This is a genomic window from Candidatus Poribacteria bacterium (assembly GCA_009839745.1).
Lineage (GTDB): Bacteria > Poribacteria > WGA-4E > WGA-4E > WGA-3G > WGA-3G.
In genome coordinates this window covers 1-24,578 of record VXPE01000067.1, presented here as the reverse complement: position 1 = coordinate 24,578, position 24,578 = coordinate 1, and the positions used below count along the sequence as shown (strand labels likewise).

General features: G+C 49.0%; 24 protein-coding genes. 8 read left to right on the top strand and 16 right to left on the bottom strand.

Annotation, left to right across the window (positions count from 1 at the left end):
• Positions 1 to 116: 116 nt before the first annotated feature.
• From F4X88_10950 to F4X88_10940, 3 genes are all read right to left on the bottom strand, one after another.
• Complete coding sequence (locus tag F4X88_10950; GenBank protein MYA56805.1) at positions 117 to 1,289, bottom strand: Gfo/Idh/MocA family oxidoreductase; 1,173 nt, start codon at positions 1,287 to 1,289, stop codon at positions 117 to 119.
• 435 nt (positions 1,290 to 1,724) lie between these two features.
• Positions 1,725 to 2,057, bottom strand: a complete 333-nt coding sequence (locus F4X88_10945) for a hypothetical protein (protein ID MYA56804.1) — start codon at positions 2,055 to 2,057, stop codon at positions 1,725 to 1,727.
• Complete coding sequence (locus F4X88_10940; GenBank protein ID MYA56803.1) at positions 1,990 to 2,283, bottom strand: DUF433 domain-containing protein; 294 nt, start codon at positions 2,281 to 2,283, stop codon at positions 1,990 to 1,992. The genes F4X88_10945 and F4X88_10940 overlap by 68 nt, the downstream gene beginning before the upstream one ends.
• A gap of 791 nt (positions 2,284 to 3,074) precedes the next feature.
• On the opposite strand from F4X88_10940, the gene F4X88_10935 reads away from it, so the two are divergent.
• Positions 3,075 to 3,392, top strand: a complete 318-nt coding sequence (locus tag F4X88_10935) for a hypothetical protein (GenBank protein ID MYA56802.1) — start codon at positions 3,075 to 3,077, stop codon at positions 3,390 to 3,392.
• A 268-nt stretch (positions 3,393 to 3,660) separates the two neighbouring features.
• Here F4X88_10935 and F4X88_10930 read toward each other — a convergent pair whose 3' ends face one another.
• Positions 3,661 to 4,581, bottom strand: a complete 921-nt coding sequence (locus F4X88_10930) for a DMT family transporter (protein MYA56801.1) — start codon at positions 4,579 to 4,581, stop codon at positions 3,661 to 3,663.
• Between the two features lie 50 nt (positions 4,582 to 4,631).
• A complete protein-coding gene (locus tag F4X88_10925) occupies positions 4,632 to 5,435 on the bottom strand; it encodes a dioxygenase (protein MYA56800.1) in 804 nt (267 codons plus the stop codon).
• 168 nt (positions 5,436 to 5,603) lie between these two features.
• On the opposite strand from F4X88_10925, the gene infA reads away from it, so the two are divergent.
• From infA to F4X88_10905, 4 genes are all read left to right on the top strand, one after another.
• On the top strand, positions 5,604 to 5,867 hold the full coding sequence (infA, locus tag F4X88_10920; protein ID MYA56799.1) for a translation initiation factor IF-1: 264 nt from the start codon (positions 5,604 to 5,606) through the stop codon (positions 5,865 to 5,867).
• A 25-nt stretch (positions 5,868 to 5,892) separates the two neighbouring features.
• On the top strand, positions 5,893 to 6,903 hold the full coding sequence (gene rsgA / locus F4X88_10915) for a ribosome small subunit-dependent GTPase A (GenBank protein ID MYA56798.1): 1,011 nt from the start codon (positions 5,893 to 5,895) through the stop codon (positions 6,901 to 6,903).
• Complete coding sequence (locus F4X88_10910) at positions 6,803 to 7,675, top strand: GNAT family N-acetyltransferase (protein MYA56797.1); 873 nt, start codon at positions 6,803 to 6,805, stop codon at positions 7,673 to 7,675. The genes rsgA and F4X88_10910 overlap by 101 nt, the downstream gene beginning before the upstream one ends.
• A 565-nt stretch (positions 7,676 to 8,240) precedes the next feature.
• The gene (locus F4X88_10905) at positions 8,241 to 8,615 is read left to right on the top strand and encodes a hypothetical protein (protein MYA56796.1); all 375 of its coding nucleotides are present in this window, start codon (positions 8,241 to 8,243) and stop codon (positions 8,613 to 8,615) included.
• A 147-nt stretch (positions 8,616 to 8,762) separates the two neighbouring features.
• On the opposite strand, the gene F4X88_10900 is transcribed toward F4X88_10905, so the two are convergent.
• The 5 genes from F4X88_10900 to F4X88_10880 all read right to left on the bottom strand — a co-directional run bounded on the left by F4X88_10900 (position 8,763) and on the right by F4X88_10880 (position 15,409).
• The gene (locus F4X88_10900) at positions 8,763 to 9,455 is read right to left on the bottom strand and encodes a response regulator (protein MYA56795.1); all 693 of its coding nucleotides are present in this window, start codon (positions 9,453 to 9,455) and stop codon (positions 8,763 to 8,765) included.
• A gap of 93 nt (positions 9,456 to 9,548) precedes the next feature.
• The gene (locus F4X88_10895; protein MYA56794.1) at positions 9,549 to 10,580 is read right to left on the bottom strand and encodes an ABC transporter ATP-binding protein; all 1,032 of its coding nucleotides are present in this window, start codon (positions 10,578 to 10,580) and stop codon (positions 9,549 to 9,551) included.
• Between the two features lie 15 nt (positions 10,581 to 10,595).
• Positions 10,596 to 12,566: a hypothetical protein gene (locus F4X88_10890; GenBank protein MYA56793.1), complete on the bottom strand. Its 1,971-nt coding sequence runs from the start codon at positions 12,564 to 12,566 to the stop codon at positions 10,596 to 10,598.
• A gap of 134 nt (positions 12,567 to 12,700) precedes the next feature.
• A complete protein-coding gene (locus F4X88_10885) occupies positions 12,701 to 14,248 on the bottom strand; it encodes a S41 family peptidase (protein ID MYA56792.1) in 1,548 nt (515 codons plus the stop codon).
• A 255-nt stretch (positions 14,249 to 14,503) separates the two neighbouring features.
• Positions 14,504 to 15,409: a lysophospholipid acyltransferase family protein gene (locus tag F4X88_10880; protein ID MYA56791.1), complete on the bottom strand. Its 906-nt coding sequence runs from the start codon at positions 15,407 to 15,409 to the stop codon at positions 14,504 to 14,506.
• 165 nt (positions 15,410 to 15,574) lie between these two features.
• Between F4X88_10880 and F4X88_10875 the strand changes: the two genes are divergently transcribed.
• The 3 genes from F4X88_10875 (at position 15,575) to F4X88_10865 (ending at position 18,752) form a co-directional block, all read left to right on the top strand.
• The gene (locus F4X88_10875) at positions 15,575 to 16,450 is read left to right on the top strand and encodes a hypothetical protein (GenBank protein MYA56790.1); all 876 of its coding nucleotides are present in this window, start codon (positions 15,575 to 15,577) and stop codon (positions 16,448 to 16,450) included.
• 43 nt (positions 16,451 to 16,493) lie between these two features.
• Positions 16,494 to 17,609 carry a hypothetical protein gene (locus F4X88_10870; GenBank protein ID MYA56789.1) on the top strand — a complete coding sequence of 372 codons (1,116 nt, stop codon included), beginning with the start codon at positions 16,494 to 16,496 and terminating at the stop codon, positions 17,607 to 17,609.
• A 219-nt stretch (positions 17,610 to 17,828) separates the two neighbouring features.
• Positions 17,829 to 18,752 (top strand): LamG domain-containing protein, encoded by a 924-nt coding sequence (locus F4X88_10865; GenBank protein ID MYA56788.1) that lies wholly within the window; start codon positions 17,829 to 17,831, stop codon positions 18,750 to 18,752.
• Positions 18,753 to 18,787: 35 nt separating this feature from the next.
• On the opposite strand, the gene F4X88_10860 is transcribed toward F4X88_10865, so the two are convergent.
• From F4X88_10860 to F4X88_10835, 6 genes are all read right to left on the bottom strand, one after another.
• Positions 18,788 to 19,519, bottom strand: a complete 732-nt coding sequence (locus tag F4X88_10860; GenBank protein MYA56787.1) for an AAC(3) family N-acetyltransferase — start codon at positions 19,517 to 19,519, stop codon at positions 18,788 to 18,790.
• Positions 19,520 to 19,731: 212 nt separating this feature from the next.
• Positions 19,732 to 20,898, bottom strand: a complete 1,167-nt coding sequence (locus F4X88_10855; GenBank protein MYA56786.1) for a hypothetical protein — start codon at positions 20,896 to 20,898, stop codon at positions 19,732 to 19,734.
• A gap of 65 nt (positions 20,899 to 20,963) precedes the next feature.
• Positions 20,964 to 21,719 carry a phytanoyl-CoA dioxygenase family protein gene (locus tag F4X88_10850; protein ID MYA56785.1) on the bottom strand — a complete coding sequence of 252 codons (756 nt, stop codon included), beginning with the start codon at positions 21,717 to 21,719 and terminating at the stop codon, positions 20,964 to 20,966.
• Between the two features lie 13 nt (positions 21,720 to 21,732).
• Positions 21,733 to 22,467, bottom strand: a complete 735-nt coding sequence (locus F4X88_10845; protein MYA56784.1) for a phytanoyl-CoA dioxygenase family protein — start codon at positions 22,465 to 22,467, stop codon at positions 21,733 to 21,735.
• Positions 22,468 to 22,595: 128 nt separating this feature from the next.
• Entirely contained in the window at positions 22,596 to 23,444 is an 849-nt protein-coding gene (locus tag F4X88_10840; GenBank protein ID MYA56783.1) for a hypothetical protein, read from the bottom strand.
• Between the two features lie 851 nt (positions 23,445 to 24,295).
• Positions 24,296 to 24,514, bottom strand: a complete 219-nt coding sequence (locus tag F4X88_10835; protein MYA56782.1) for a DUF2283 domain-containing protein — start codon at positions 24,512 to 24,514, stop codon at positions 24,296 to 24,298.
• Between the last annotated feature and the right edge of the window lie 64 nt (positions 24,515 to 24,578).

The window sequence follows — 24,578 nt, the reverse complement described above, 5'->3', positions numbered from 1 at the left end:
TGGCAGTAACATAACACATATAAAAATATTACCGAATTAAATTATGAAACTTCATACAGTTTGTGCTACAAAAGAGCATCGTGCGTAAGTCCTATCTATGTCACCTTATGAAAAGGTTATGCCGGTGGCGTATATCTTGCATCGATCCAAGCGCGTTGTTTCCCGCTGTCTACGGCTGCATTAATGAAATGCACGCCGCGTGCGCCATCTTGGACGGTTGGGAAATCCGTGTCAAACTCCGTTGGGGCTTCGCCTACGATTTTCGCTGCCATTGTCCGTGCGGCGTTTACATAAATATTTGCGAATGCCTCAATGAAGGCTTCTGGGTGTCCGAAAGGTATCCGCGAGTTGTGCTGGACGACCTCCGATAGATAATCATTGCCGCGTTTGTAAACCTGTTCGGGATCATCGGGAAAGCGGACGTAGAGATAGTTCGGATTCTCCTGCTGCCATTCCAGCGACGCGTCAGTGCCGTAAACACGGATACGCAAATTGTTCTCTTCACCTACCGAGATTTGTGACGCATAAAGCACACCACGGACGCCGTTTTCATAATGCACGAGTAGATTTCCATCGTCTTCTAACAAGCGTCCCTCTACAAAAGTGGTCATATCCGCACAAATTTCTTCGATATCGAGTCCTGTGATATAGTGTGCCAAGTTCTCTGCATGGGAACCGATGTCTCCGATACATGAGGAGGCACCCGCTTGATTCGGATCCGTGCGCCAGACGGCTTGTTTCGCACCTTCGTCCTCTAAGAATGTGGCGAGCCAACCTTGCGGGTATTCGACGACGATTTTGCGGAGCGTTCCGAGTTTCCCTTCTTTTATGAGTTCACGTGCCTGCTTCACCATCGGGTAGCCTGTGTAGTTATGCGTGAGTGCGAAAACGACATCGTGTTCTTTGACGAGCTGACATAACGCTTCAGCATCGGCAACCGTTGTTGTCATCGGCTTATCGCAGACGACGTGGAACCCGGCTTCAATAAAGGTTTTGGCGACATCGAAATGGATGTGGTTCGGTGTCACGATTGAGACGAAATCGATACGTTCGCCTTCGGGAAGTCGGCTCTCTTTCTCTGCCATCTCCTTGTAAGACCCGTAGACGCGGTTTGGGTCAAGGAAGAGTTCCGCACCTTGTTGGCTGGATTTTTCGGGTGACGACGAGAACGCGCCCGCAACGAGGTCGATTTCTCCATCGAGTGCGGCGGCTTTCCGGTGGACGGCACCGATGAATGCATCCGGTCCACCCCCTACCATGCCGTAACGGATTTTCCTGTTCAGTGGCATCTTACGTATTTACTCCTTTACTTGTGTAGAATGGGCTTGCAAACTGCGCCCTATATGGTATTTTAATTCCACTATACATTATCTCATATTTGATCGTTTTTTTCAAGTTTTTTTGTTTTGTGGTTTTGGATTTTTATGGCGGTGGGAAGATAGTTTTGTGTTCAGGTTGGGACCAGAGAAATAGGGTAATTCACGGAGAATTCTCCTCAAAAATGTTACACCTGTGTAACATTTGGTGTATAGAAGGTATCGGCAACAAACCCAGTGGTAGTAAAGGTTCATAGATGTTTCTTTTTCGGTTTCTCTTTGCCAAAAAAAATAATTTGGCGGAAAGTGTAACATTTTTCAGACCGGCGATAAATCACTTTGCTGCTATTCTTACGGGGGAGTTAGGGGTGCGACGATTTCTCTGTGGGTTGTCGGCGTTTAATTCGATTACCACAGGATAAATAATCCCGCATTTGCATCCCTCGCAAATTCTTTAATATCAACGAAATGCTTTCTCAAATTGTATTCGACAGCAATTGTCGAACAATTCCCTATCCCGATCCAAATCACTTTTGGTGGATAACCGTGAATAACGCTCCTATTTCTAAAGTCTGTATCCTTTGAAACGATGAGATAGTCGTTATCACGAGCGTAATCCCATAACTCGGGATCCGTTGCCGTATTTAACCCTATCGTTTTGACATGGGTAGAATTAGGAAACAGGTCCGCCAGCAGCATCACCAGTTGGTCGGATAGGTTCTGATCGAATAGAAGTTTCATCTGTGTAAACGACCATCTGCGTTTTTTCCTTGTCCGCAGCGTAAGCAAAACAGGCGCGGATATCTGTCTCGGTTAACTCGGTAAAATCGTGAATAACTTCCGCGACTGTCATACCTGATGCCAGGTATTCAAAGACATCGTAAACGGTGATCCGCATTCCCCGGATACACGGCTGCCCACTGCGTTTACCCGGTTCAATGGTAATAATGTTTCTATAGTCGTTCATGGTATTTACCTCTTGCTACAAATAGTTAAAAAAGTATATCATAACTCGTGTCGGTTATCAACGGTTTTCGTGCGAAATTTCTAATTGGCAGGATTTGAGATGCGCGTTTTTGTGAAGGTAATGAATTTCTCTCTTGTAAGAATCGCGGATTAGGCGGATTATACGGATTACGCGGGTTGATACTCTTATAACATCAGGTAATCTGCTAAAAGGACAGTTTTTTGCTTTCTGCTATGCCTCCGGAGGTTTTGGCAATACAACGATGTCTGCTGGTTATTGAATGTCCTTTATCTGTTCAAAGTTTGCAGTGTTTCTAAATGTGTTGTGAAATCCAGCAATTGATGCGTTTTCGCGTTGTTTCAAGTTCTTGGTTGCCCTGAACCGTTGATAACTGTTCACTCTTTCGCTCCAGCGGAGCGGTATGTGAAGAACCCAATCATCATAAAATCTACAATGAACGAGACATTGTGAAGTGATGGGGGGTGGGAGATGGCTTCCACGGGAGAAGTGAATGACTCTGGCTGTGGACACGGCAGCTTAACTTGCTGTATCACGGACTTGTGGCGTTATTTGAGATACAACGGCGTCTACTTCTTGAATAGCATTCCAATCAATCACTGCTGTCCACAATTTTTCTTTTTCGGAGTAGTGAACAACACCCTCAACTTCCAACTCTTCACTATAGATGATAACGTGACGTGAGTTTGATAATTAATTTCTGATTTTTTTGAATAAAGAGAACCCCTTTGGTATAATGAAGTATCCAATCTTCAACCAAAAGGAGTTCTCCGATGAGTATTGTATCACTTTTCTGCGAAATACACGACTTTTTTATCATGTATGAAACACAGCTTTCAAGACACTCTGAACCCGACAGCCCCCCGGACCCCCGGGGATGCCCGAGAAACCTGCATCCGAGCGAGGTGATGACGATCCTCATTGCCTTCCATCAAAGTGGGTATCGGACGTTTAAACACTTTTATCTCAAACACGTCTGCGTCTACTACCGGGCAGAGTTCCCAACCCTCGTGAGTTATCCACGGTTTGTGCAACTGAAAAAAGAGGGCCTCAGACTCCTGACGGTTTACAAATGGGACTATTGGGACTAAACTGGCGGAAAACTTGAACTCGGATATAATCAACGCGTCCTATACAGCAAACGTGTTTAGCGTGAGTGTGAAAAAGAGGGAACCGTGCTGGTTTTCGGAGTCCCTGAAGAATGCCTGAAGCTGTCGGGTTTCGCTCACGCTCTACCCGACCTACGTATCATAAACGCAATCTTGATGCAATAATTTCAAGCCTCCGCAACACAGACTGTCGGAGAGGGTTCTAACCCCGACAGAATGCGTCATTCATTACGGGTCCACTATAAACACCTCAACGCCGCATATTCACCAGATAAATCCCAGCCGCCACGAGAACGGCACCTACCAATAAACTAAGCGTCAACTCGTCGCCTAAAAACACGTAGCTAAATACAACCCCCGACAGTGGGGTTGCGAAAAACAGCACAACGAGTTTACTCGCACTATACCTTTCAAGCACCGCAGTCCACGCCAGAAAACAGACACCCGCGATAACGCCACCTTGATAGAGCAATGCAGCACTACTGCTGAGTGTCAGTTGCATCGGCAGTCCACGCTCAAAAAGTAAACTCATGGTGACATAGCACGGGAGACTCAAGGTGAGCAGCCACGCCAAGAGTCGATAGGGATGGATCGACTGGATGAGCAGTTTCGTCACGACAACGCGGAGTCCTAAAAAACATCCGCTCACGAGCACGATGAGGTCGCCGAGCACACTCGTTTCGCCTTCGCCGAGATTCGGAGCAACGGTTACGAAGACACCACTGAAGGCGACAACGATTCCCAAGGTCTTTGGAACGGAGAGCCGTTCGCCGGGAATCCAGAAATGCGCAAAAAGCGCGGTGAAAAAGGGATAGACGTTAATAAAAATAGTGGAGCGGGATGCTGTTGTGTATAGGGTGCCGGTGTTCAAGCAGATGATTTGGAGGATGAAGATCGTTGTGAGCAACAGCAAGCGCGGGAGTTCACCCTTGCGTAAACGAAGGGAGACACCGCGATAGAGTGCCCACCCCCCAATAATGACAAGCCCAATCACGAAACGAAAGAACGCCAGTGCCATTGGCGGGAAGTCTTCTAAACCGATTTTGATGGAAGGCGAATTCCCGCCCCAAAGAAACGCGAGGAGCAGACTGAGGGCAATAATTTTCCCGTGCGGCTCCTCGCTGATAACGCTCGGTGTTGGCGGTGTCCCGATGGTTGCTTTTCTATTCAAGGGAAGCTGTTATCCTCGGTGGAGGTCATTGGGCGCTAAAAAATTTGGGATCAATCGTAGGCGCCGGGGCGGTGATTGCCCATTAATCGCTGTTGACGTTCTGTTGCCTGTTCCAAAATGTCTGAATTGAACTGAAACCGGTTCAGGTAAGGTGGGTATTTCTGGGTGATCATCCGATTCGCGTAGTGTACTTGTAAGAGGTAGCGGGTCTGGTCACTACGGTTTGCTGTGCCTCGATGCCAGACTTCACTTCGGAAAAGCACGACATCACCGGAATTGCAGAGGATACTCTTTTCTGTCGCCCCTTTCCATTCCGTCGCGCCGTCGGGTCTCCGTCCGGAGAGATGGCTACCCGGAATGAATTTTGTTGGACCGAGGTCTTCGTAAAGGTCATCCAAGTAGTAGTGTGCAGTTGAAATGAAAATTGGTACCTTGACGCGTGGATCTTCCAGAAGGTCCGCTGGCAATGGGATCGGAAGCCAATCTGCGTGCAACCCTTGATCGGGACGCCCAGGCCCCGTTACCCATGCTGTCATACCGATGACGTGGCAATCTTCGCCGTGCACTGCCTCTGCTAATTCGATCACCGGAGACAGATCAAGATATTGTAAGAAAACAGGGTCGCGGTTGAAGGCGTTGTTGATGTGTTTGTTAAGGAAACCGTTTCCATTCTCTGCGGTGCCGTGCCGATCAAAACTCTCGGGAATTGCGGTTAACCGATCCATGGCAGCACGAAGTTCTGCAAGTTGTTCGCCTTCGATAACCTTCGGTAGATAGGCGTATCCGTCTTCCTCCATCGCCTTGACTTGGCCTTCGAGGTCAGCATAGGCTACAAGCGGTAAGGCTTGGTTCATTGTTTTTTTCTCCTTCTATAAAAAACTCGAAATGGAATCTCCTACCCGTGTATTTTACAACTTTTCGGGCTGGATGTCAACTTTTTTTCCGAACAATTCGTTAATAAAGTGCATCCAATAGAGTGTTAAAGGTAACAAACAGTGATAAAAAAAAGAGGAGAATAGAAAATGAAAAATGAAAATGCGACGACCAAAACCCGTGAAGCCACTAAAGACGCAGCGATTCGCGTCTTCGGAACTGTCATGGAATCCCTGCCCGGGAATCTATTTCAGGTGAAATTAGAAGAAAACGACCACAAAGTTGTGGCATACCTCGCTGGTAAGCTGATGCGGCACAAGATTTGGGTGCTTCCCGGCGATCAGGTTACTCTTGAACTTTCTCCGTATGACCTGACGCGTGGCCGCATTATCTGGCGGAACCCCGGTGCTTAGGCACTGTTGAACGAGGATTTCTTTGATGCTCCCTCTGAATGAGACTGTGGAAGGCATTGTCATAAAAGCGCGAAGTGGCGCTTATGAGGTACAAGTCGGCAAACAAAGCTACACTTGTGCCTTACGGCACCACCTCATTGAAGATGAAAAACGGCGGCTCGCTGAGACAAAGGAGATGCCATACGTGGATCTCGTCTCGGTGGGCGACCGAGTCCGCATTTCTACGGCTGAGTCCACAGCGGATGGTGGATACATTGAGGAATGTCTGCCCCGGGACACGCAGTTTGGACGTATTCGCATGGACGGTTGGCGACAGGTTATTGTTGCTAACCTGGATATGCTCCTCATTATCTTTGCGGCACGGCATCCGACGCTCAAGTTGCGAATGCTGGATAGATTTCTCGTCACCGCGGAGGCATCCGGTGTGGATCCCGTTATCTGTATTAACAAACTCGATTTGGCGAAATTCGAGAATGTCCAACGCGAACTCAAATTATATGAAGAATTAGGTTATAAAGTGGTTTATACGAGTATCGTAACCGGTGTTGGGGTTGAAGAATTGCGGGAGGTGATGCAGGATAGGATTTCCGCAATTGTAGGTTCATCGGGGGTTGGGAAATCGTCTCTGCTCAATGCCGTACAACCCGGACTTCAATTACGCACGGGTGAGGTGGATACACGCATCCACAAAGGACGGCATACGACAACAGAGGTCATGCTGTTACCGCTCAAATTCGGCGGATTCGTTGCCGATACACCCGGTATCCGAACGCTCGGCTTGCTTGAAGTGGATGAAGAACAGGGATTAGATATTCATTTTCCTGAGATGCGGCCCTATATTCCGGAGTGCAAATTCGCTGCATGCACGCACCAACACGAACCCGCGTGTGCTGTCAAGCAAGCGGTTGAAGCTGGGGATATTAGTCCGATCCGATATGAAAGTTACCTCCGGATCTCTGGATTCAAGGAAGGGAGATATGAACGAAACTCAGATAAAAGAAGAACCGACCGAAAAACGCGACGACGTAAACGCTGATCTACAAAAATGGGAAGATGCCATTCAGAACTTGATGCGTATTATTGAAAGGAGTGAGCAGAAACTCGGATATTTTCAGAACCGCGTGAAACAAGCACAATTCATGGATCGTCCGAATCAGCGTATGATTCGAGCCGCTGGGGCGCAAGTCGGTGCGCACGCCTCGCAATTGGAAGGCTTGAGAAGTCAGTTGCGGCAGTTGGAACGGCTCCATGGGGGCGGTATTCATCTCCGACAGATCGCTGAAAATGAGCTCCGCCGAATTTGGGGATGGATAAACCGACCCGGGACGAGGCAACTCCTCTACGCAACACAGGTCTCATTTGAAACGTTTCTTGAAGATTGGCACGGTTGGATGGGAAATGAACGGATGCACGCATTGGCTATTGAGATCCGGACGACTCGCCTGCTCATCGGATTTACACTCCTTCACTATGGGGTAGACACTGTTACCCTCAAATTCGTCATCATTCGACCGGATTATCGCGCCCGTGGATACGGCACAGACGCGCTTCTTGAAGTGGTCCACTACGCATTTGAACGGTTGGGGGCTGAACACATCACACTACAAGTATCACCTGACAACGGACCCGCACTGATATGTTTTGAAAACGCTGGGTTTCAATACCTCAGTTACACCGACACCGCAGAACAGGTTTACACGATGGGCATTGAGCACAGTGAATGGAGGGGCGAAAAGTCGATGGAGGAACAGGTTGAGACACCACGGCTGAGTACCCCACTCAGGGTGTTTTTTGATCCCGAAGAATGATTTTTTTTATAGGAACACCCAAAAGTGCATCCGAAAATGCGTATAGGTGAATCATTGTCATTTTATGATGATGGTATCCTATTACCGCTGTATCGCGGAAAAGGAGGTATTTGTTATGTTAGCAAACCAGAGGAGGTGTGGCACTTATTAGTGTTACGCCCTTATGGGTGTGGCACCGAGTGTCACACGCTTTGGAAAGGGATGGGGGGTTGAAACCCCTCTGTCCCTTATTTTTTTAATTTTTCCCGAGGATTGGCAAAAGTGCATCCGAAAATGTGTTTAAATAAACCCTTGCCATTTTTTTATGGCATATTTTTGTGTTTTTTGGTATACTATCAGACACGGTTCGCAAAAGACGGTCTTTACGAAACGTCATTGACCTACTTGCACCGTTCCCAATCATAAACAATAACGAGGATAAGGAGGTACCCATTATGTTGACTACGAACCACGTCACACTTCACCTGAAAGTATTCAATTGTGGCGATGGTGCCTCTGTCCATTATCAATAATTTGGTGAAGGCATAGGCGCGATCGCCTCACATTCGAGGGAGCTGCTTTATCTATGCCCAAATTTAATCCTGACTTTTGGGAAATTCCGGTCCCACCGGAGTATTTCGATCAACTCACGACCGAGGACTATTTCTGGTATCGGACACCTGATGACGAATATATGGAGGCGCGTCGCGCGAAGCGGCGGGCAGTCCTCGAACAAATTCGTCTGATTATCGCGAGAGAACTCACCAAGCGCCAAGCCGAATGTATTCAACTCTACTTCTATCAAGGGAAAACACAAGAGGAGATTGGGAACATTCTCGGCATTTCCCGCCGTGTTGTCAGTCAGCATCTTTTTGGTGTTACGCGGAACGGGAAACAGATAGGCGGTGCGGTTAACAAAATCCGAAAGGTGTGCCGAAAACAGGGAATACAGTTTCCGTAGGTGCAAGAGCAGAATCTATATATTTTAACCCTACACGTTACAAGTGCCCTTCAATGCGGGAGGAAACCTTAAGGGGTACCTCTCGCTTGAAAGCACTTTATTAGCCAGCAGTCGGGAGTCGGAATTCCTTCCTACCGTTAAGAGTCATCAACTCGCTTCCTTGAACCGATACCCAACCCCGTGTACTGTCTCAATATGCTTACCAAATTCCCCCAGTTTACGGCGCAGGCGGCTGACGTGTGTATCCACTGTCCTATCAATGCCGTAATACTCTTGTCCCCATATTACATCCATGAGAATATCACGGGTAAAGACGCGTCCTGGCGAACGTGCGAATAACGTAATGAGTTTGAATTCGGTTGCTGTGAGATCGATTGAACCGTTTTCAGTCAAGACTTGATGTTTGTCCAGATCGATTGTGAGCCCGTGGGTTTCAATCTGTTTGGTGCTTTCTGCTTGTTTGCCGGCTTGGATACGGCGTAACACGGCGGATACCCGAAGCACGACTTCTCTCGGACTAAAGGGTTTTGTGATGTAATCGTCTACGCCGAGTTCCAATCCTGTCACTCGGTCCCGCTCTTCGGTCTTCGCGGTTACCATCACGATCGGAATGTTTTTCGTCCTTGGGTCGTTCTTGAGTAACCGACAGACGATAAGTCCGTCTACCTCAGGGAGCATCAAGTCTAACAAAATGAGATCCGGCGGATTTTCGACAGCCCGATGGAGGGCATCTGCACCGTTCCGGACGTAGTCTGTTTCAAAACCTGCTTCTTGTAGATTGTACCGCAGTAAATCTACAATATCGCGTTCATCTTCAACAATTAGAATCTTTGCGTCCATTTAATCTTCCTTGTACCCAATTTCGGTTGGTTGAGGCATTCACACGAATGATTCGCGGGATTGATGAGATCCGGGATATGTTGTAATTTGTAGTTATGGCGTGACCGCTACGGCTGATTCTGCTTTTAGCGTAACCGGGTCCCCTATCTGAAACGGGCAACGGTAGTCGGTCTGGACGAAGTACTGCTCTCCATTCATTTCAACCTGATATGTGAAATCGTGCCCTTTAAACGCCTGTCCCACGACACGTCCGTTCTGGGTCCCGCTCCGAGCGTCAGGGGTCGTCATCGTCAAACATTCAGGTCGGATAGAGAGAAGCCCGTTCCCAGTCTCAGCACCCTCCACTCTTACACGCCCGAACGGGGTTTCTGCGATCCCATCTGTGATGTGTGCGCGAATGAAGTTTGTCTGTCCCAAAAAATCTGCGACATAAGCCGTTTTCGGATGACGATACACCCTCTCTGGTGTCCCAATCTGTTCAAGCGTGCCTTCTTTCATCACTCCCAACCGCTCGGCGAAACTCAATGCTTCCTCCTGGGTGTGTGTAACGAGCACCGCGCTAATCCCTTCAGCTTTCAAGAGGGCGCGCACTTCCTCACGGGTAGACTGCCGTAATCCCGGATCGAGACTTGAAAAGGGTTCGTCTAAAAGGAGGAGTTTCGGACGTGCGATGATAGCACGCGCCAACGCGACCCGCTGCTGCTCGCCGCCGGAGAGATGATGCGGTAAACGTGACTGTAGGTGCGTCATACCGACCATTTCCAGCACCGCAGATGCTCTTTCCTGCCGTGTTTTTTTCGACACCTTTCGGAGACCGAAAGCGACGTTTTCAAGCACGTTTTTGTGTGGAAAGAGCGCATAATCCTGAAACACAAAGCCAATGCCGCGCGATTCGGGAGGGACGTGGGTCCTTCTATCAGCAAAGGTGCGTTCTGCCATAGCAATTGTGCCAGTGTCTGCAGTTTCAAATCCAGCGATTATGCGTAAGGTCGTCGTTTTCCCGCAACCGCTGGGTCCCAACAGCGCGAAGATTTCCCCTGGATACACCGTGAAACTGACATCTTTCACAACAGGAGTAGCGGCAAATTGCTTTGTAATGGAGGCGACAGTGAGTAGTGGTGTCATTGCTGACAGTCAACCCTAAAGGGTGTGCCCCGCACCGGATGATGGCATGTAGAGGTGCAAGGCGAAACTGATGAGACTCAGGATACTACGCGGTATGTAATCCCCTAAAACCAATCCGAGGAAGAAGGGGATCGCTTTGCGGTATGTTTGCCAACCTGAGAAACGGAGAATCAAAAACTTGATGAGCCAACTCACCATGACCGGGAACCAGAAATAGATGAGTCCACCCCATGATGCGCCTGACAACACGTAACCCGATGGATGAAGCGTCCACCATAACAGGCGTGTCCGTAGGAAGTTAAGGAGAAACACGAAGGCGAACCCACCACTCATAAAGACCATCGCACTCACATCCGGTTCTTTGGGGTGCTGTAACCAACTCTGAAGTGGGTTGAAGCTCTCCCAACCGAAACGTCCGACGACACCTTGGCATTGTGCCAACACGCCATAGTGATAAGCGACTTGCAGATACGTCCAGAAGGTCGCCAGCGCACCGACTGCAATGGCGAGGGCCATTCCCAAGAGCAGCGTTTTGCCGGGCATGCCTGAGCGTTCTCCAATCCGAAGGGATTCAATCTGGTTCGGCATCGGATGTGAACGGTTGCAACGATTAAAAGCGTAGAGGAACGTCATTACGGTGAGATTCGGCGCACCCAATTGCCGTGTTCCGAACATACTCACCATCATCTGTCGTGGGTTGATACCGATGACTTCGTGATAAGGCGGTCCGAGTTCAGCCCGGACGCGTCCTATCGCTATCGCAAACGCTATAAATAGGGCGTAAAATACACTAATTGCCCACAACGACATACCCGCAGCATAGCAGAACCCGAAGACGAGTCCTATACTCACCACGGTCAGGACGCCTGTCGTTCGATAGGAGAAAGGCTCGTTGCTATCGTCCCCGCGGTCACTTCCGATCATGTGTCGGAAAAATCGAGCGAAGTGCCGACGGCTCATCCAGAGGGTCAGCACGGCGATCCCCACCCAAGCCCCCGAAGCACGGTCATTGAGATGCAAGACGCTGATGTTTGTGACCCCGACCGCGCTTGCGATCACGCGTTCGGCACGGGTCAGCCAGAAGAAGAACCACGTCGAGAAGGCGAGGTCGAGTGGCATGAAGTAGGTTAATCCGACGATCGCGAGGTTAAAGGACATTGAGGCGTACCCGATGGCGTTCCAGGGACGTTCTGTGAAGTGCTTGTCAAGCCGATAGTTCGGAGGCAACGCCGGGATAACTGGGAAAATGTCGTGCAACCCTGCCATCACACGGAGGAGCGCGGCGATTCCAAATCCGAACCAGAGGGCGCGGGACCGGAAAAAACTGCGATTGGTTGTCATTTGCAACGGCAATTGGGTTAAGGGAAAACTCAGTTTTTCGCGTTCCATCCACTGCTTTCGGAGCAGAAGTCCTAAACACAGCAATGACCCGTAGAGCAGGAAGATAAAGCCGGACCAGAGCAGCGCGGGTCGAATCCAAATGCGGAAATGTTCCGCCCAATAGATACTCGATTCACCTTCATAGTAACCCGCTAACCACTCGAACTCGTGGACGGTGAGCCACGGGGGTATGTGGTGTAGAAAGAGTTGTGCCCATTCGTTCTCAGGGCTGGCGAACCAGAAGGGATGTGCAAGCGTCCCCATGAGAATTGCCATCATCGCGTGTCCTGAGATGGTGGACACCATCGTCACCATAATGTAGATAAGGAGCAGTTCGGCAGGTGTGAAGGCGAGACGCGGCGCGCCTTTACGAAGGAGGACGTTGAGGGCGAGCAGCACAAAGAGCGTGAAAACCGCATTCGAGAACGGTGAAACGAGTGTGTAGACGGCATACCAGAGTTCACTCGCTATCCCTACCCAATAGGCGTTAACGACAACCAGAATGAGTCCGACAATGAGTGCTTTTTTCCTGATGACATCGGGGGGGTACGCGGTTCTGGAATTCATGTTTTTGGAATGGCTATCGGAAACCGTCAGATCGTTCACTGCGCTCACTTTCAGCAGTCAGAAACCATCGGAAAGCGTAAGAAAGTTTACAAGTGTTCTAAAGTTAGAAAGTTAGGAAGTTCTTTTAAACTTTACGGACTTTATAGACTTTAAGCACTTCCCACTTCTGACAACTATTCTTCCGTGATAACCTCATCTTCCAGCGGGACGTTCGCTTGCGTCGTTGAAGGCGGTTCTGTTTCTTCTGGTGAAGGGGTGAGATACTTTCCAACTTCAGCGGCACTAATGATGCGAATTGCCTCCTGTAATTGTCGGTCGTAGGCTAAATTGACGACCTGATCAATACCGACATATAGATTAAAGAGCCGCTCCGCCCGCAGTTTCAGCCACCGTGTACTGACAGTGACGTTTTCTTCTGCTGTGAGGATTTGCTGTAATTTCGGGAGTTCAGGCTCAAGTTGAGAGAAATCCTTTGGCATTTCACCGGGGCTCTGATACGCATCATCAATCCATTTTGTGACGAAATTTTCGACGGAATCCGTTGTATCGACTTTTCTGAGCATTATCTGTTCTATTTCATCGGGTTCCTCGAGATCAATGGAGACTTGCGGTGTGATCCCTACTTCATTAATTGAGGTGCCGTTTGGTGTGTAATAGGTGGAAATCGTGAGCGACAGGGAACCCCCATCAGGGAGTTCATAGCGTTTTTGAACCACGCCTTTACCGTAAGTCTTCTTTCCAACGAGGATGCCACGGCGCGTATCCTTAATCGCACCCGCTACGATTTCGGAGGCACTCGCGCTGTATTCGTTGACAAGGACGACGAGTGGAATATCTGGTGGACACAAGATGTTGGCTGTTGACCGATATTCTTCATTGAATTGGTTGTTTGTTTCACTTCTCGTCGACACGATGAGCCCTTCGTCAATAAAGGCATCGGCGATGTGATATGCGGCATTCAGGAGTCCACCTTGGTTATCCCGTAAGTCTAAGATGAGGGCTTTCATGCCGGCGGTTTGATGGGCAGCAAGCGCGTTTTTAAACTCTACTTCTGTGCCTTCCTTGCTTCCAATGAATCCTGATATCTGAATGTAACCGATATTTCCCGCAAGCATCGTTGATTTCACGCTTCGAATCGGAACGATCGCACGGGTGAGCGTTACATCGAAAGGTTCAAGAAATTTGCGTTGGACGGTGATTGTCACATCGGTGCCGGCTTTTCCTCTGAGTAAGTCGATAACATCGTCCCGGGTCATGCCCGTTTTTTCGCTGAGATGGATCCGTTTACCGTTGATTTTGGTGATATAATCTCCTGCTTGAAGATTCGCCAGCGCAGCGGGTGTGTTCGGGATCGGTTTAGAGATCTTAATAAACCCTCGATGATCCCGGTAGATATAGATACCCAGTCCTCCGAATTCGGCATTGTAAAGATTTTCGACGGCGCGTTGGTGGTCGCGCCGTTTGATGTAATAGGTGTATGGATCGTTAAGGGAAGCGAGGGCGCCTTTGATGGAGCCGCGGAACATGTCGTTGGGGTCTTCGATCGGTTTGTAGTAATTTCTCTCAGCGATACGGATGGCGTCTGTGAGGGCATCACTTAACATCACACGGGTGACGCGCTCGTCTCCGCTTATCGCATCTTTTCCACTCGGGTTAATGAGCAGAAACGGTATGCCGATAGCGAGTACTAAGACGATGAAAGACAAAGTGTATCTTTTCATGTTTTTAATTATTCCTTGCGGTTCGGTCAGGCAGATTTCAGGTTTGAAGCCCCTTTACGTATATCTTTTGAAGCCCCTTTACGTATATCTAGAGGAAATCCGCAGAAACACCCTATCAATACGCAGAAATACCCAAGCAAAAACCCCTCCATTACATTACGGACTACGTATTTGAGATGATGACAGGACAGATCCCCTATTTTTTGAGGGTTTTCTCTATTTTAACACGGATTGCGTATTGATGCAACACAATTTTTACGAAGGTGGTTGTGTTTTCCAGCGGTTATGAAGCCACAACCACTGTTCTGGATATTTATGGATGTATGTTTCCAATTGTTTCAGCAGCTGTGTTGTGTAGGTTTCAACGTCTCTTTCAAAGGCATCGGAGGGCGTGGAGTGAATCGGGGGTGAGATATAGACGTGATGTCGGTCGTCGGGTTGGCGGATGCTGAGGGAGAAGAGGAGCGGTGCCCCGGTCCTGAGTGCTAAGGTAGCGGGACCCCGGACGGCTGAGGCGGGTTTCCCCAAGAAATCGACGAATACACCGTCTGGACCGGCGTTCTGATCTGCGAAAAAACCGACTGCCTCGTTGTTTTTTAGGGCTCCGAGGGTCTCTCGGATTGCACGCTTCCGGGGAATCAGTTTTAGACTCATCTGTTCGCGACGGTGCCAGATATAAGCGTTAAGGGGTGCGTTTTTCAGCGGGAACGCAATGGCTTTCGCCCGATTCGGGATCAGCGCGCCGTAGACGAGGGACAGGAGTTCCCAATTCCCGAAATGGGGCAGGAACACAATCGCGCCTTTGCCGCTCGCCAAAGCGGTGTGGAGATTTTCTGCGCCTTCTACGCTAACTTCGTGCCAGATGTTTTCAGCGTTGAGTGTGGGAAACCGGAGGAACTCAATACAGGTTTTGCCGACATTGATGAAACTCGCCTTGCAAATGGCGGTCCGTTGGGCGTGCGTGAGGTCGCTGCCGAAGGCAATTTGTAGGTTGTTGCGGGCGATCTGCCGGCGTTTTTTGATGAGATAATAGCATAGCATCCCTATACCACTTCCGAGACACAGTGCCCACCTTTTGGGAAGACGACGACACCCCCATCCGAAAGCAGACACTATCCGATGGACGCATCTATCTTTCCATTTCACACGCTCGCTAGGCATTCCGGTTTCTCCTGCGTAGTTGAAGTCTATAGCAGGTAGAGTATACCATACTTTTCTGTCTAAAACAATGCATTCGGTTTTATTACCTCCACGTAACCTTGATGATAAACAGAAGGTGTGATAGAATAACCCTATTCCGATAAATCTTTTCAAGGGTGAGCGAATATGCAAGAACACAACGATTTAGCACAGGTGCATAGGGATGAGACTGCGCAGATACCGCTGCAACCGATGAATTTCACAGACATTCTGGACGGGATGTTTAGTCTCTATCGGAGTCACTTCCGGTTATTTTTAAAGATTGTAGCCGTTTATTTCGTTTTGGCGTTTGGAATAGCGTTAATTTTTGGCTATTTTACGACCCTTGCTGCGCCAAGCGCGATTGTCTTGATGTCTGGATTCACGCTCATAGCGACTGCTGTAATTTCGATTTTGGTGCCTGCGGGACTCATGTACGCCAGTGCACATGTCTACTTAAGTAGAGAGATTACCCCGGAGACTGCTTTGCAGCGAGCATGGCAGCGGTTTTGGACCTACCTCGGTAGTGCTATCGTCTGGGCATTCGTTGTGGTTGGCTTGGCGGTTACAATTATCGGAATCCCCTTTTCAATCTATTTTTCAGTTCGGTGGGGTCTCTATTCGCTGCCTGTGTTGTTTGAAGGGACCACAGCGAGAAATGCCTTACGCCGCAGCACGGAATTGGTTAAAGGGAATTGGTGGCGCGTCTTTGGAATCATGTTGGCGATCTCTCTAATCTCTTTCATGATATATTTTATACTTGAGGCATCTTCAGGCTTTCTGCTCTCTTGGATAGGGGTGGCTGAAGCCGAGGAACCGACGGAGCTTTTAGACACATTCCGTCAATTATTTGTTCCAACACTGAGCGAAATCGGATGGTTCTCTTATGTCGTTCGACGTTTGGTGAGTCTCAGCATTTCGGCTTTCACGATGCCGATCGGTGCCATCGGTTCTACGTTACTCTACTTTGACTTACGGATCCGGAAAGAGGCGTTTGATATTGAGATGCAGGTAACGGATTAAGCACGTATTTCCGCACCTTTCACATAACATCAAGGAAATCGGAATGCCTAACGATCAACACACCAACCTTGCTCGCACAATTGTCACACTGTATCGCAATCACTGCGGGTTATTCTGGCGGATAATGATGCCGGTTGCGGTCATCGCAATTATGTTGGATGTTGCGATGTTTTTCTATGTTGTCACAGGTCTCGAGAAGGACATTAAGGATAGGGGCGACCAAAATGTGGAGGCGGTTACGACGAATGTTAACACGATCAACGGAATTCATCCGACGATTACGAGTGGCGTTGCGAATACAAGAGAATGGTCAGGTATGAGTTGGCAATTCTACCTGATACCGAATTTTCATTCAAACGATGGTAAAGGGCGGATATGGAAATGGGAACTCGATTTCCTCGGTCTCAATTACAGTCTTCCAATAATGTTTCTGCTGCTAACGTTCTGTCCGCTCTCTCTGGCTGTTGCCCGGATATCAGCAGTTTCGCAAATCTCGAATACAACGGAGGATCTTTCCACGCCGACTGCCCATGAAATATGGAGGGATACTGGACGCAAAGCATTCACGATTTTTGCCGCCCTTTTGATCTTTATCTTGCTGATAGATGTGGTTGCGAATCTCTACGGTTTAGTTTTAGTGTTAGTGCCTTCGTTGGTTCGTATATTACCTTTTGGGGTAACATCCTTTTTGTTTACAGTTACCGGTGTTTCCCATATCTATCTTCTCGTAACGCTGAGTCTCTACAATCCGTGCCTCATTCTTGAGAACAACTCCATCATGGGTATTTTTCGTCGAAGTCATGCGTTAGTGAGTGGCGCGAGATTACGTTTTTTCGGAATCTATTTTCTGACGTGTTGGATCGCCTCGATCCTCACCTCGGTACTACTCGGTGTTACACTGTTGGTATTTTCTCTGTTCGTTTCGGATCTCGCACAGGTTCGCGATGCGTTGTCGCCTCTCAAATTCTTGAGCCTCTTCATCGGCGGTGATATTGAGGTCGTATTGCCGGAGTTATTGAATGTCCCTGCTACAGTGGCGATTCTGATTGTCAAGGGTTTGATTGCTACCTTCTTGGTGCCGATTTGGGCGATTTTAACGACGCTTCTCTATTTGGAGCAGGTAGATGTGAAACCAAACGCTCTAAAAGAGGCGGTGTAACTGTGAAAAAAGGCGTTTGTGTGGGTGTCATCTTCTGTTTTATCACCGTTTCCCAATTTTTCGGGATGACGGTCGAAACTTCAACTATAGTGGATCCGAAAAATAAATGGACACTTTCCGCCCCCGGTAGGTTCGGTTTCCTAACCGAACCGGCACAGGATGTCCTATTAATTCTAAACTTTACTATAAAATTTGCCTAAATATAGAAACTTTGCTAAAATGACGGTGTCACCCGAAAAATGCTGTAGTATGCAGAAACCGTCTGAATTTTCATCGGGCGGGGTAACCCCGCCCCTACAGGAGGTAGACTTCATGAAGGTTTTAGCTATATTTCTGTTGACATTGGGATGCGTTGTCGCAGCCAACACAATGAGTGAGGCTGTCCGAGAAGACGATATGGCACTCTACCTTTCCTTCGACGAAGTAAAAGGAGATACTGCCATAGATAAGTCGAAACATGGGAATGATGCGACCATTCACAAAGGAAAGATCGCCAAGGGCAAACATGGCGACTCGGTCGAATTGAGCGGCGAAGCCGGGGGTTGGATTGAAGTGCCAGATTCCGATTCTTTGGATATCACGGACGAGATCACTTTGATGTGTTGGGTGTATCCAACCGAATTCACAAATGAGTGGTTCCGTATTATTGTGAAGACGTGGGCAGGCGATACCGCCCCATGGATGGTCTATGGGTTCTATGAGTTTGGCGGTAATAATGGAAAAACGGGTTTTATTATCTCTGTTGATAAGGGGTCAGAAAAGCGGATTGGTGATGCTACGACTTCAAACTTGCCCCCGAAGAAGTGGACGCATGTAACCGCTACCTACGATGGGAGCCGGATGGCACTTTACTATAATGGTGAAGTAGAAGTGGATGGTGATGCCAAAGGCAAGATTGATACAAACGATGTTCCTGTCTCGATTGGACGTAACAGTGAAGGGAATCGCGAGCATTACATTGGACGCGTTGATGAGGTCGCTATCTGGAGCGTAGCGCTGACCCAAGGTGAAATCCAGGAGGCAATGGATCGGGTGTATGCCGTCGAGCCAGAAGGCAAGTTACCCACGAGATGGGGTGCGATAAAAGGTGGATATCTTAAGGTGCCTGAAGCATTGCACCCGAGAGTCCCCTATTGGCAGTAGATATTGTCTCCAGAGTCAAATCATTTATCTTTCCTTCATACGACATACGGTTCAGGATTGCGCTCGACCTCTGCCAAAAGGGAGTCCACATACGTTTCGATATGGAACAACCGACATACGGAATCTCCCACCTTCCCTTTTTTCAACTGACCGAGACGCTCCCAGTATTCACCGAGTTCTGGACGTTTCAGACGGATATATTCCGCCTGTGGATCGTCAGCGAGACGTTTGTTCCAATGGATAACCTCAACGAGGTGGATATACGTCGAGGTCTGGTAATCGACACCGAGCATGAGAAGCTTGGCGTTCGCCTTATAGGCACGGAACATCGGTGAATGCGTGCCGTAAGTCTTGCCCCACGGATAATGATCCCACGGGGATTGATAGCCTTCGCGTCGCCGGTGATCGGACACGAATGCTTTTGCGTCTCTCCCGCGAGCAGCAATGGCGTGCGAATAGTGGTCGGAACGATGGGTATCGAACATCTGCCGAAAAAACTCTGTCAGCCAGCCCACTGTAGAGGGTGTTTTGTTGACATCCCACGCCGCGACGCGCTCTTCCCGACTCGGTAAAAGACTAAAAGTCGGCATCAGAATCAGACCTTCCGCTCCGACTGCCGTTTCTAACGCAGCGATAACCGTGCTGGCGCCGTCCTCAACGGATCCGAGACTCTTGAAAGATGAATGGATAAAGAGTGTATCCCCTTGGGCAATACCGAGGTCGGTGAAGTCTTGGGTGAGTTTTTCGCGTGTATGAGGTGTTTTCATTTTTTCGTTTTAAAGAAGGTTATCATATCGGTAAAACCCTAAAGGCTGATACTGTGATAAGTGATAGTAAGATCGCTTACCATTTCTTGAAAGATTTCTGCCCAATCCGCGATGAGTGGTGTCGCTAACTGCGCGGATTCTTTATACTGAAATCTCGTAACAGCATATAAAGCTAAGAGATTTCAGGGAATAGCACTATATTTACGCGCGAACTAAACAGCATAATATGATTGCAATAACTCGACAATTCTACCCGCCTCTGCCCTCCGCATCCGCTTCGCGACTTGTAGGGGAGTCTGCCCTTTCCGATTTTTGATGTTTGGATTTGCACCTTTGATGAGCAACGCTTCCAACGCGGCGCGCTGTTTCTCACCGCTCTTGATCGTCGATCGGATCGCCTCAAACAGTGGGGTTTCGCCAGTGTCGTCGGCGGCATCAACAGTCGCACCGTTTTTGATGAGCAGATTAATGACGTTGAGAAACCCCGCCTTCGCTGCACAATGTAACCCCGTTTTCCCTTTATAATTCTGAATATTAATATCGGCACCGAGTGCTAAGAGTCGCTGAACGTCCTCCGGATGTTCACCGTTGTCTCCGCGGCAGACATAGACGAGCGGGGGCCAGCCCATGTGGTTCTTTGCGTTTATGTCCTTAGGCGGGACACCGTGAGCCTTGAGTAGCATGCTCATTTCGGAGTTGTCGTCCAAGATGCGTGGGGCTTTACTGGAATCCGCCCCGTTTTCGAGCAGTAACTTAGTAATCTCCACGTGATCATACGCCGTGGCATAATCGAGGAAACGTTCGCTATGCGGTTCGATTGTCGCGCCTCGCGAGATAAGCAGTTCGACGATCGCGGGGTTTCCGCCCACGATCGCATAACAGAGCGGGGTTGCCCACGTTGCATGGCGGTGTTCAAATGTGTGAGGTTGTCCTGCCGGTAGCATGACTGCCTGAAGGTATCCGCTGTTGACGAGGTTTGGATCGTTATCAAGGTGTGAACGGACGGCATCGTAATCTTTCAGATAGGCGGCGGTATGGATGTCGAGGGTCGCGCCGTGCTGAAGTAGAGAGTCGGCTACGAGATCGCGCCCCTCATACCGTGCCACGCAATAGGGAGTTATCTCAATCCTGTGCTGGATATGGTAGCAACCCGGCACGTTTATATCCGCACCACGTTCAAGGAGAAATTGAACCATCTCCAGTTTACCCCGGTATGCCGCTTCCCACAACATCGTCCGACCGTGCGAGCCGACGGTGTGAACCCAAGCAGGAGTGTCATCCACCAATTGTCGGACGGTTTCAAGATCACCGCGTCCTGCCGCGGCGACAACAATTTTCAGGAAATCGCTCTGGTTTCCAGTGAGTTGAACGTTTGGCATTTGCGTTTCCTTATTCGACAAGACCCTCTCTTCTGTAGGAGCGAGCTATGCTCGCGATACCTGTATTAATTCTCATCTATAACATACGGACGTCTACCCACTGATGGCGGCAGGAGCATCCGTTCCTGTTGTTCGGTGAGTTCGCCGTATTTGCTGAGATCGTGGTATTCTCCCGACCAAGCGGAGTGTCCGGGACTGTATTTGTAGAGCAGGGAGCGGCGTTGATGTTTTGCCCGCCACGTCATCGTCCCGTGAACAAGGGCTTCGGTGAAGAACAACACATCTCCCGCTTCCACAGGCGGTTGCACAACGTAGTGTGCCGGGCGCTCGAAATTTCGAACATCTGATGGCAAGTCCCGCAAGAAATTGCTCTTGTGGCTGCCGGGGATACAGGCGAATCCGCCTGCCCCTTCTGGGGCATCCGCCAGATGATAGGTCATCACGGACAACCCGTTGCGCATGACACCATCGCGGTATTTGTACCAGTGATCTGCCTCAGGACCCCCGGGACCACCACCGTCTTCACCCCCGTGCAATCTACCGCCTTCTTGCCCTTCATCCATAAAGATGGCATAATCGTGGTCTAAACGGACGTGCGGACCTAATAATTCGAGGAGATACGGGAGAATCTTCGGGTGGTCAATCAGGCTCTTAAAAGGTTCACCCCAAAGGCTCGACACTCTATCGCCGTGTCCTCTCAGATTATCGGCGGATTCCCTGTCAATAATCTCATTCATCTCAGCGACTTCATCCTCGGTCAAGACGTTCTTTATGACGAAGTAGCCTTGAAGATCTACCTGAAATTTTTCTTCGCTGGTCATTTGTAGAAACTCCTTAGTCAGTATCAACAACGCGGGGCCGTCTGCCGACTGACGGCGGCAGAAGCATCCGTTTCTGTTGTTCCGTCAACCCTTCGTATTTACTGATGTCGTAATAGTGTTCCGACCAAGCGGAGTGTCCGGGACTGTATTTATAGAGCAGGGAACGGCGTTGGTGCGCCGCTGTCCAGGGCATCGTCCCATGGATGAGTGCCTCAGTAAAAAACAGCACGTCACCCGCTGCAAGCGGAGGTTGGACGACATAGTGCGCGGGACGCTCGAAACGGCGCACATCTGTCGGAAGGTCAGTCGGCAAGTTGCACTTATGGCTCGCTGGGATACAGGCGAACCCGCCCGCGCCCGCTGGTGCGTCCGCAAGGTTGTATGTCATCACGGATAATCCGTTGCGGATGTGTCCGTCTCGGTATTTATACCAATGGTCGCCGACGCTTCCACCGGCGCGCCCACCGTCCTCTCCGCCGTGTAATCCGCCACGTCCTTGCCCCTTCTCCATGAAGATGGCGTAATCGTGGTCGAGTCGGACGTGCGGACCCATCAATTCGATGAGATACGGCAGGATTTTCGGGTGATCAATGAGTCTCCTGAAGGGTTCACCCCAGAGACTCGGCGGTCCTTGACGATCGCCTTTGTCGATGATAGCGTTCATCTCAGCGACTTCCTCGTCGGTGAGCACATTCTTTATGACGAGGTAGCCCTCAAGATCCACTGCAAATTTTTCTTCGCCAGTCATGTGTGGAGTTCCTTTCGTATGGCTTTCGGCAGTTAGTCTTCAGTTTTGATTGACGATAGTCCGTTATTTCGCGGAACGATAATTCCGCTGCGATTGGATCGCTCTGCAACTGACCCAGATTGTATGGATTAGCGATGAGCGAGTTGGGCACGGAGCCGCGCTAATTCGGCTTCCGCTGCTTGTCGACGTTCCTGTTCTTCTCTGACGCGTCTCTCTGTGGCTTGCCGTTGTTCTTCTGCGGCTTGCCGTTGTTCTTCTGCGATTTGTCGTTGTTCTTCTGCGATTTGTCGTTGCTCCAGTGCTTTTTCTTTCAATGCCTGATCTTCCCGAGAAGTCGTTATTGGGGTCCCATCCGGTAGGTATGGACGTAAAAGCCTAACTTCAGTAACCGGGTCCTCTTTCCAACGAAAATAGAGATTCAACGTCTCGCTGAACAAACCGCCTTCTGCATCAGGCGCGATCTCAACGATGTCCCCGGAAGAACCCCGCCGCCATCCACGCAACTCGGCAGTTCTCTCCATATCGGGTTGATGTATAAAGTATTCCTGAACACCTATATCCACCAAATATAATGGGACTTTTTCATCACGGTCCTGATGTGCAGTGGAATCCGAAAGAAACTCAAAAACCACGGACGGGGCAGCACCCTCTGACCACGTATAGAAACTCCGCCGCTGCGGAAATTTACTGGCTCCCAAGACAATGTAAATATCAGGGGCAACCACTTTCCTATGATCGCCTTCTCGGTAGTAGATGAAAGTGTCGATCCCAACGAAGATGTGTTCATTGATTTCAAAATACCGAAAAAATTGGTCGGCAAGGGTAACAATCTGTTCAGCATGAAATCCGGTTGCTGCCATAGGTTCATCGTCCTCGTAGGGATAGCCTTCAATATAGGGAGTCGGTTTTCCGGTCGCTTTTGGGAAGACAGGCATATATTTTCTTTGTTTGATTTCAAAGTCGCTTAGGGTATTCATTGTTTTTCTCCTTTTTATCCCAAGACAAGAGCCCCTCCGATGTTGCGTAATTTTAGCAACATGCAGATTCTGTGTCAACCAGCATTTTCGGCTGAAAAATTCGGATACAGTTCTGATTTCAGGAGAATTCTCCTTAAAATGTTACACTTGTGTAACATTTTGGGTTACATCGGGATTAGCAGAAAACAGGGTAACTGTAAGGGGTCGGCGGCGTTTTTTGGTAAGTCTCCCTTTTGGAAAAAAATAATTTGGTGCGAAGTGTAACATTTTGGGCTGCTACGATTATTAGTTTTCTTTTTTCTATAAACATAATATATTTTAGTATAACATATATAAAGCAAAAAGTCAAAGCGAAAGGGTAAAAATTTCCACTGGTTCTGTTTATTTTTTGGGGGATGTGAGGATGAAAGCGTCCCGCGGGGGTGCTGGATAAATATGTCCCGTAGGGGGTGGGTCTCCCAACCTGTTGGATGAATGGATAGCACATCCTTCATACTGTAGGTCTCACGCCTTTGATGCAGCAGGTTAAGTTATTGACCGCCATAGCACCACATGTGTATCCAATGGTAGATGCATCAATCTTTTTCCGCACGGAAGGCTCCCATGAGGGTGCGGATGAGTCTTTCTGCGTATCCGTTCTCCCAAGGATACCCTCTGTGTGCCACCGAAATCTCAATCCTACGATGCTTCACCATTGAGATATAGGCATTTGAAAGATACTGCCCGCCTTCAAAGTAGATTGTATTATATCACAATCTTGGTTTAGGGAGTGGCCCGAATTTCCGGTGGCAGTACAGTGAGGGGACTTAAGTCGAATTCACGTTATATCTGTTAAAGCGTGCCATACCGAATTAGGTGGATTGGATTTTGGGGAGTGATAGCATTTTTGCGTGAGCGGACTCTAAAATCGAATCCCGAATGAAGATACTAGCATTTAGAATTTCAATACCGATGAGTTCACCGTCGCTGTTCAATTCGGCGGTGATATTGGGACTGAGTTCCAGACTGGCACTTTCTGGTTCCTCAGAAATCGCCAGATGCAATATATCCTCTTTCTCAAAATAGATCATCTTTGTTTTATTGACACTCCCACAGCTAAAGCAGTGGGATTCTTGTTTCGTCATTTCGTGCCTC

Bases quoted from the DNA above. Each gene is read 5' to 3' on its own strand.
- F4X88_10950 (MYA56805.1), bottom strand. From the start codon at position 1,289: ATGCCACTGAACAGGAAAATCCGTTACGGCATGGTAGGGGGTGGACCG.
- F4X88_10945 (MYA56804.1), bottom strand. From the start codon at position 2,057: ATGAAACTTCTATTCGATCAGAACCTATCCGACCAACTGGTGATGCTG.
- F4X88_10940 (MYA56803.1), bottom strand. From the start codon at position 2,283: ATGAACGACTATAGAAACATTATTACCATTGAACCGGGTAAACGCAGT.
- F4X88_10935 (MYA56802.1), top strand. From the start codon at position 3,075: ATGAGTATTGTATCACTTTTCTGCGAAATACACGACTTTTTTATCATG.
- F4X88_10925 (MYA56800.1), bottom strand. From the start codon at position 5,435: ATGAACCAAGCCTTACCGCTTGTAGCCTATGCTGACCTCGAAGGCCAA.
- infA (MYA56799.1), top strand. From the start codon at position 5,604: ATGAAAAATGAAAATGCGACGACCAAAACCCGTGAAGCCACTAAAGAC.
- rsgA (MYA56798.1), top strand. From the start codon at position 5,893: ATGCTCCCTCTGAATGAGACTGTGGAAGGCATTGTCATAAAAGCGCGA.
- F4X88_10910 (MYA56797.1), top strand. From the start codon at position 6,803: ATGAAAGTTACCTCCGGATCTCTGGATTCAAGGAAGGGAGATATGAAC.
- F4X88_10905 (MYA56796.1), top strand. From the start codon at position 8,241: ATGCCCAAATTTAATCCTGACTTTTGGGAAATTCCGGTCCCACCGGAG.
- F4X88_10900 (MYA56795.1), bottom strand. From the start codon at position 9,455: ATGGACGCAAAGATTCTAATTGTTGAAGATGAACGCGATATTGTAGAT.
- F4X88_10895 (MYA56794.1), bottom strand. From the start codon at position 10,580: ATGACACCACTACTCACTGTCGCCTCCATTACAAAGCAATTTGCCGCT.
- F4X88_10885 (MYA56792.1), bottom strand. From the start codon at position 14,248: ATGAAAAGATACACTTTGTCTTTCATCGTCTTAGTACTCGCTATCGGC.
- F4X88_10880 (MYA56791.1), bottom strand. From the start codon at position 15,409: ATGCCTAGCGAGCGTGTGAAATGGAAAGATAGATGCGTCCATCGGATA.
- F4X88_10875 (MYA56790.1), top strand. From the start codon at position 15,575: ATGCAAGAACACAACGATTTAGCACAGGTGCATAGGGATGAGACTGCG.
- F4X88_10870 (MYA56789.1), top strand. From the start codon at position 16,494: ATGCCTAACGATCAACACACCAACCTTGCTCGCACAATTGTCACACTG.
- F4X88_10865 (MYA56788.1), top strand. From the start codon at position 17,829: ATGACGGTGTCACCCGAAAAATGCTGTAGTATGCAGAAACCGTCTGAA.
- F4X88_10860 (MYA56787.1), bottom strand. From the start codon at position 19,519: ATGAAAACACCTCATACACGCGAAAAACTCACCCAAGACTTCACCGAC.
- F4X88_10855 (MYA56786.1), bottom strand. From the start codon at position 20,898: ATGCCAAACGTTCAACTCACTGGAAACCAGAGCGATTTCCTGAAAATT.
- F4X88_10850 (MYA56785.1), bottom strand. From the start codon at position 21,719: ATGACCAGCGAAGAAAAATTTCAGGTAGATCTTCAAGGCTACTTCGTC.
- F4X88_10845 (MYA56784.1), bottom strand. From the start codon at position 22,467: ATGACTGGCGAAGAAAAATTTGCAGTGGATCTTGAGGGCTACCTCGTC.
- F4X88_10840 (MYA56783.1), bottom strand. From the start codon at position 23,444: ATGAATACCCTAAGCGACTTTGAAATCAAACAAAGAAAATATATGCCT.
- F4X88_10835 (MYA56782.1), bottom strand. From the start codon at position 24,514: ATGATCTATTTTGAGAAAGAGGATATATTGCATCTGGCGATTTCTGAG.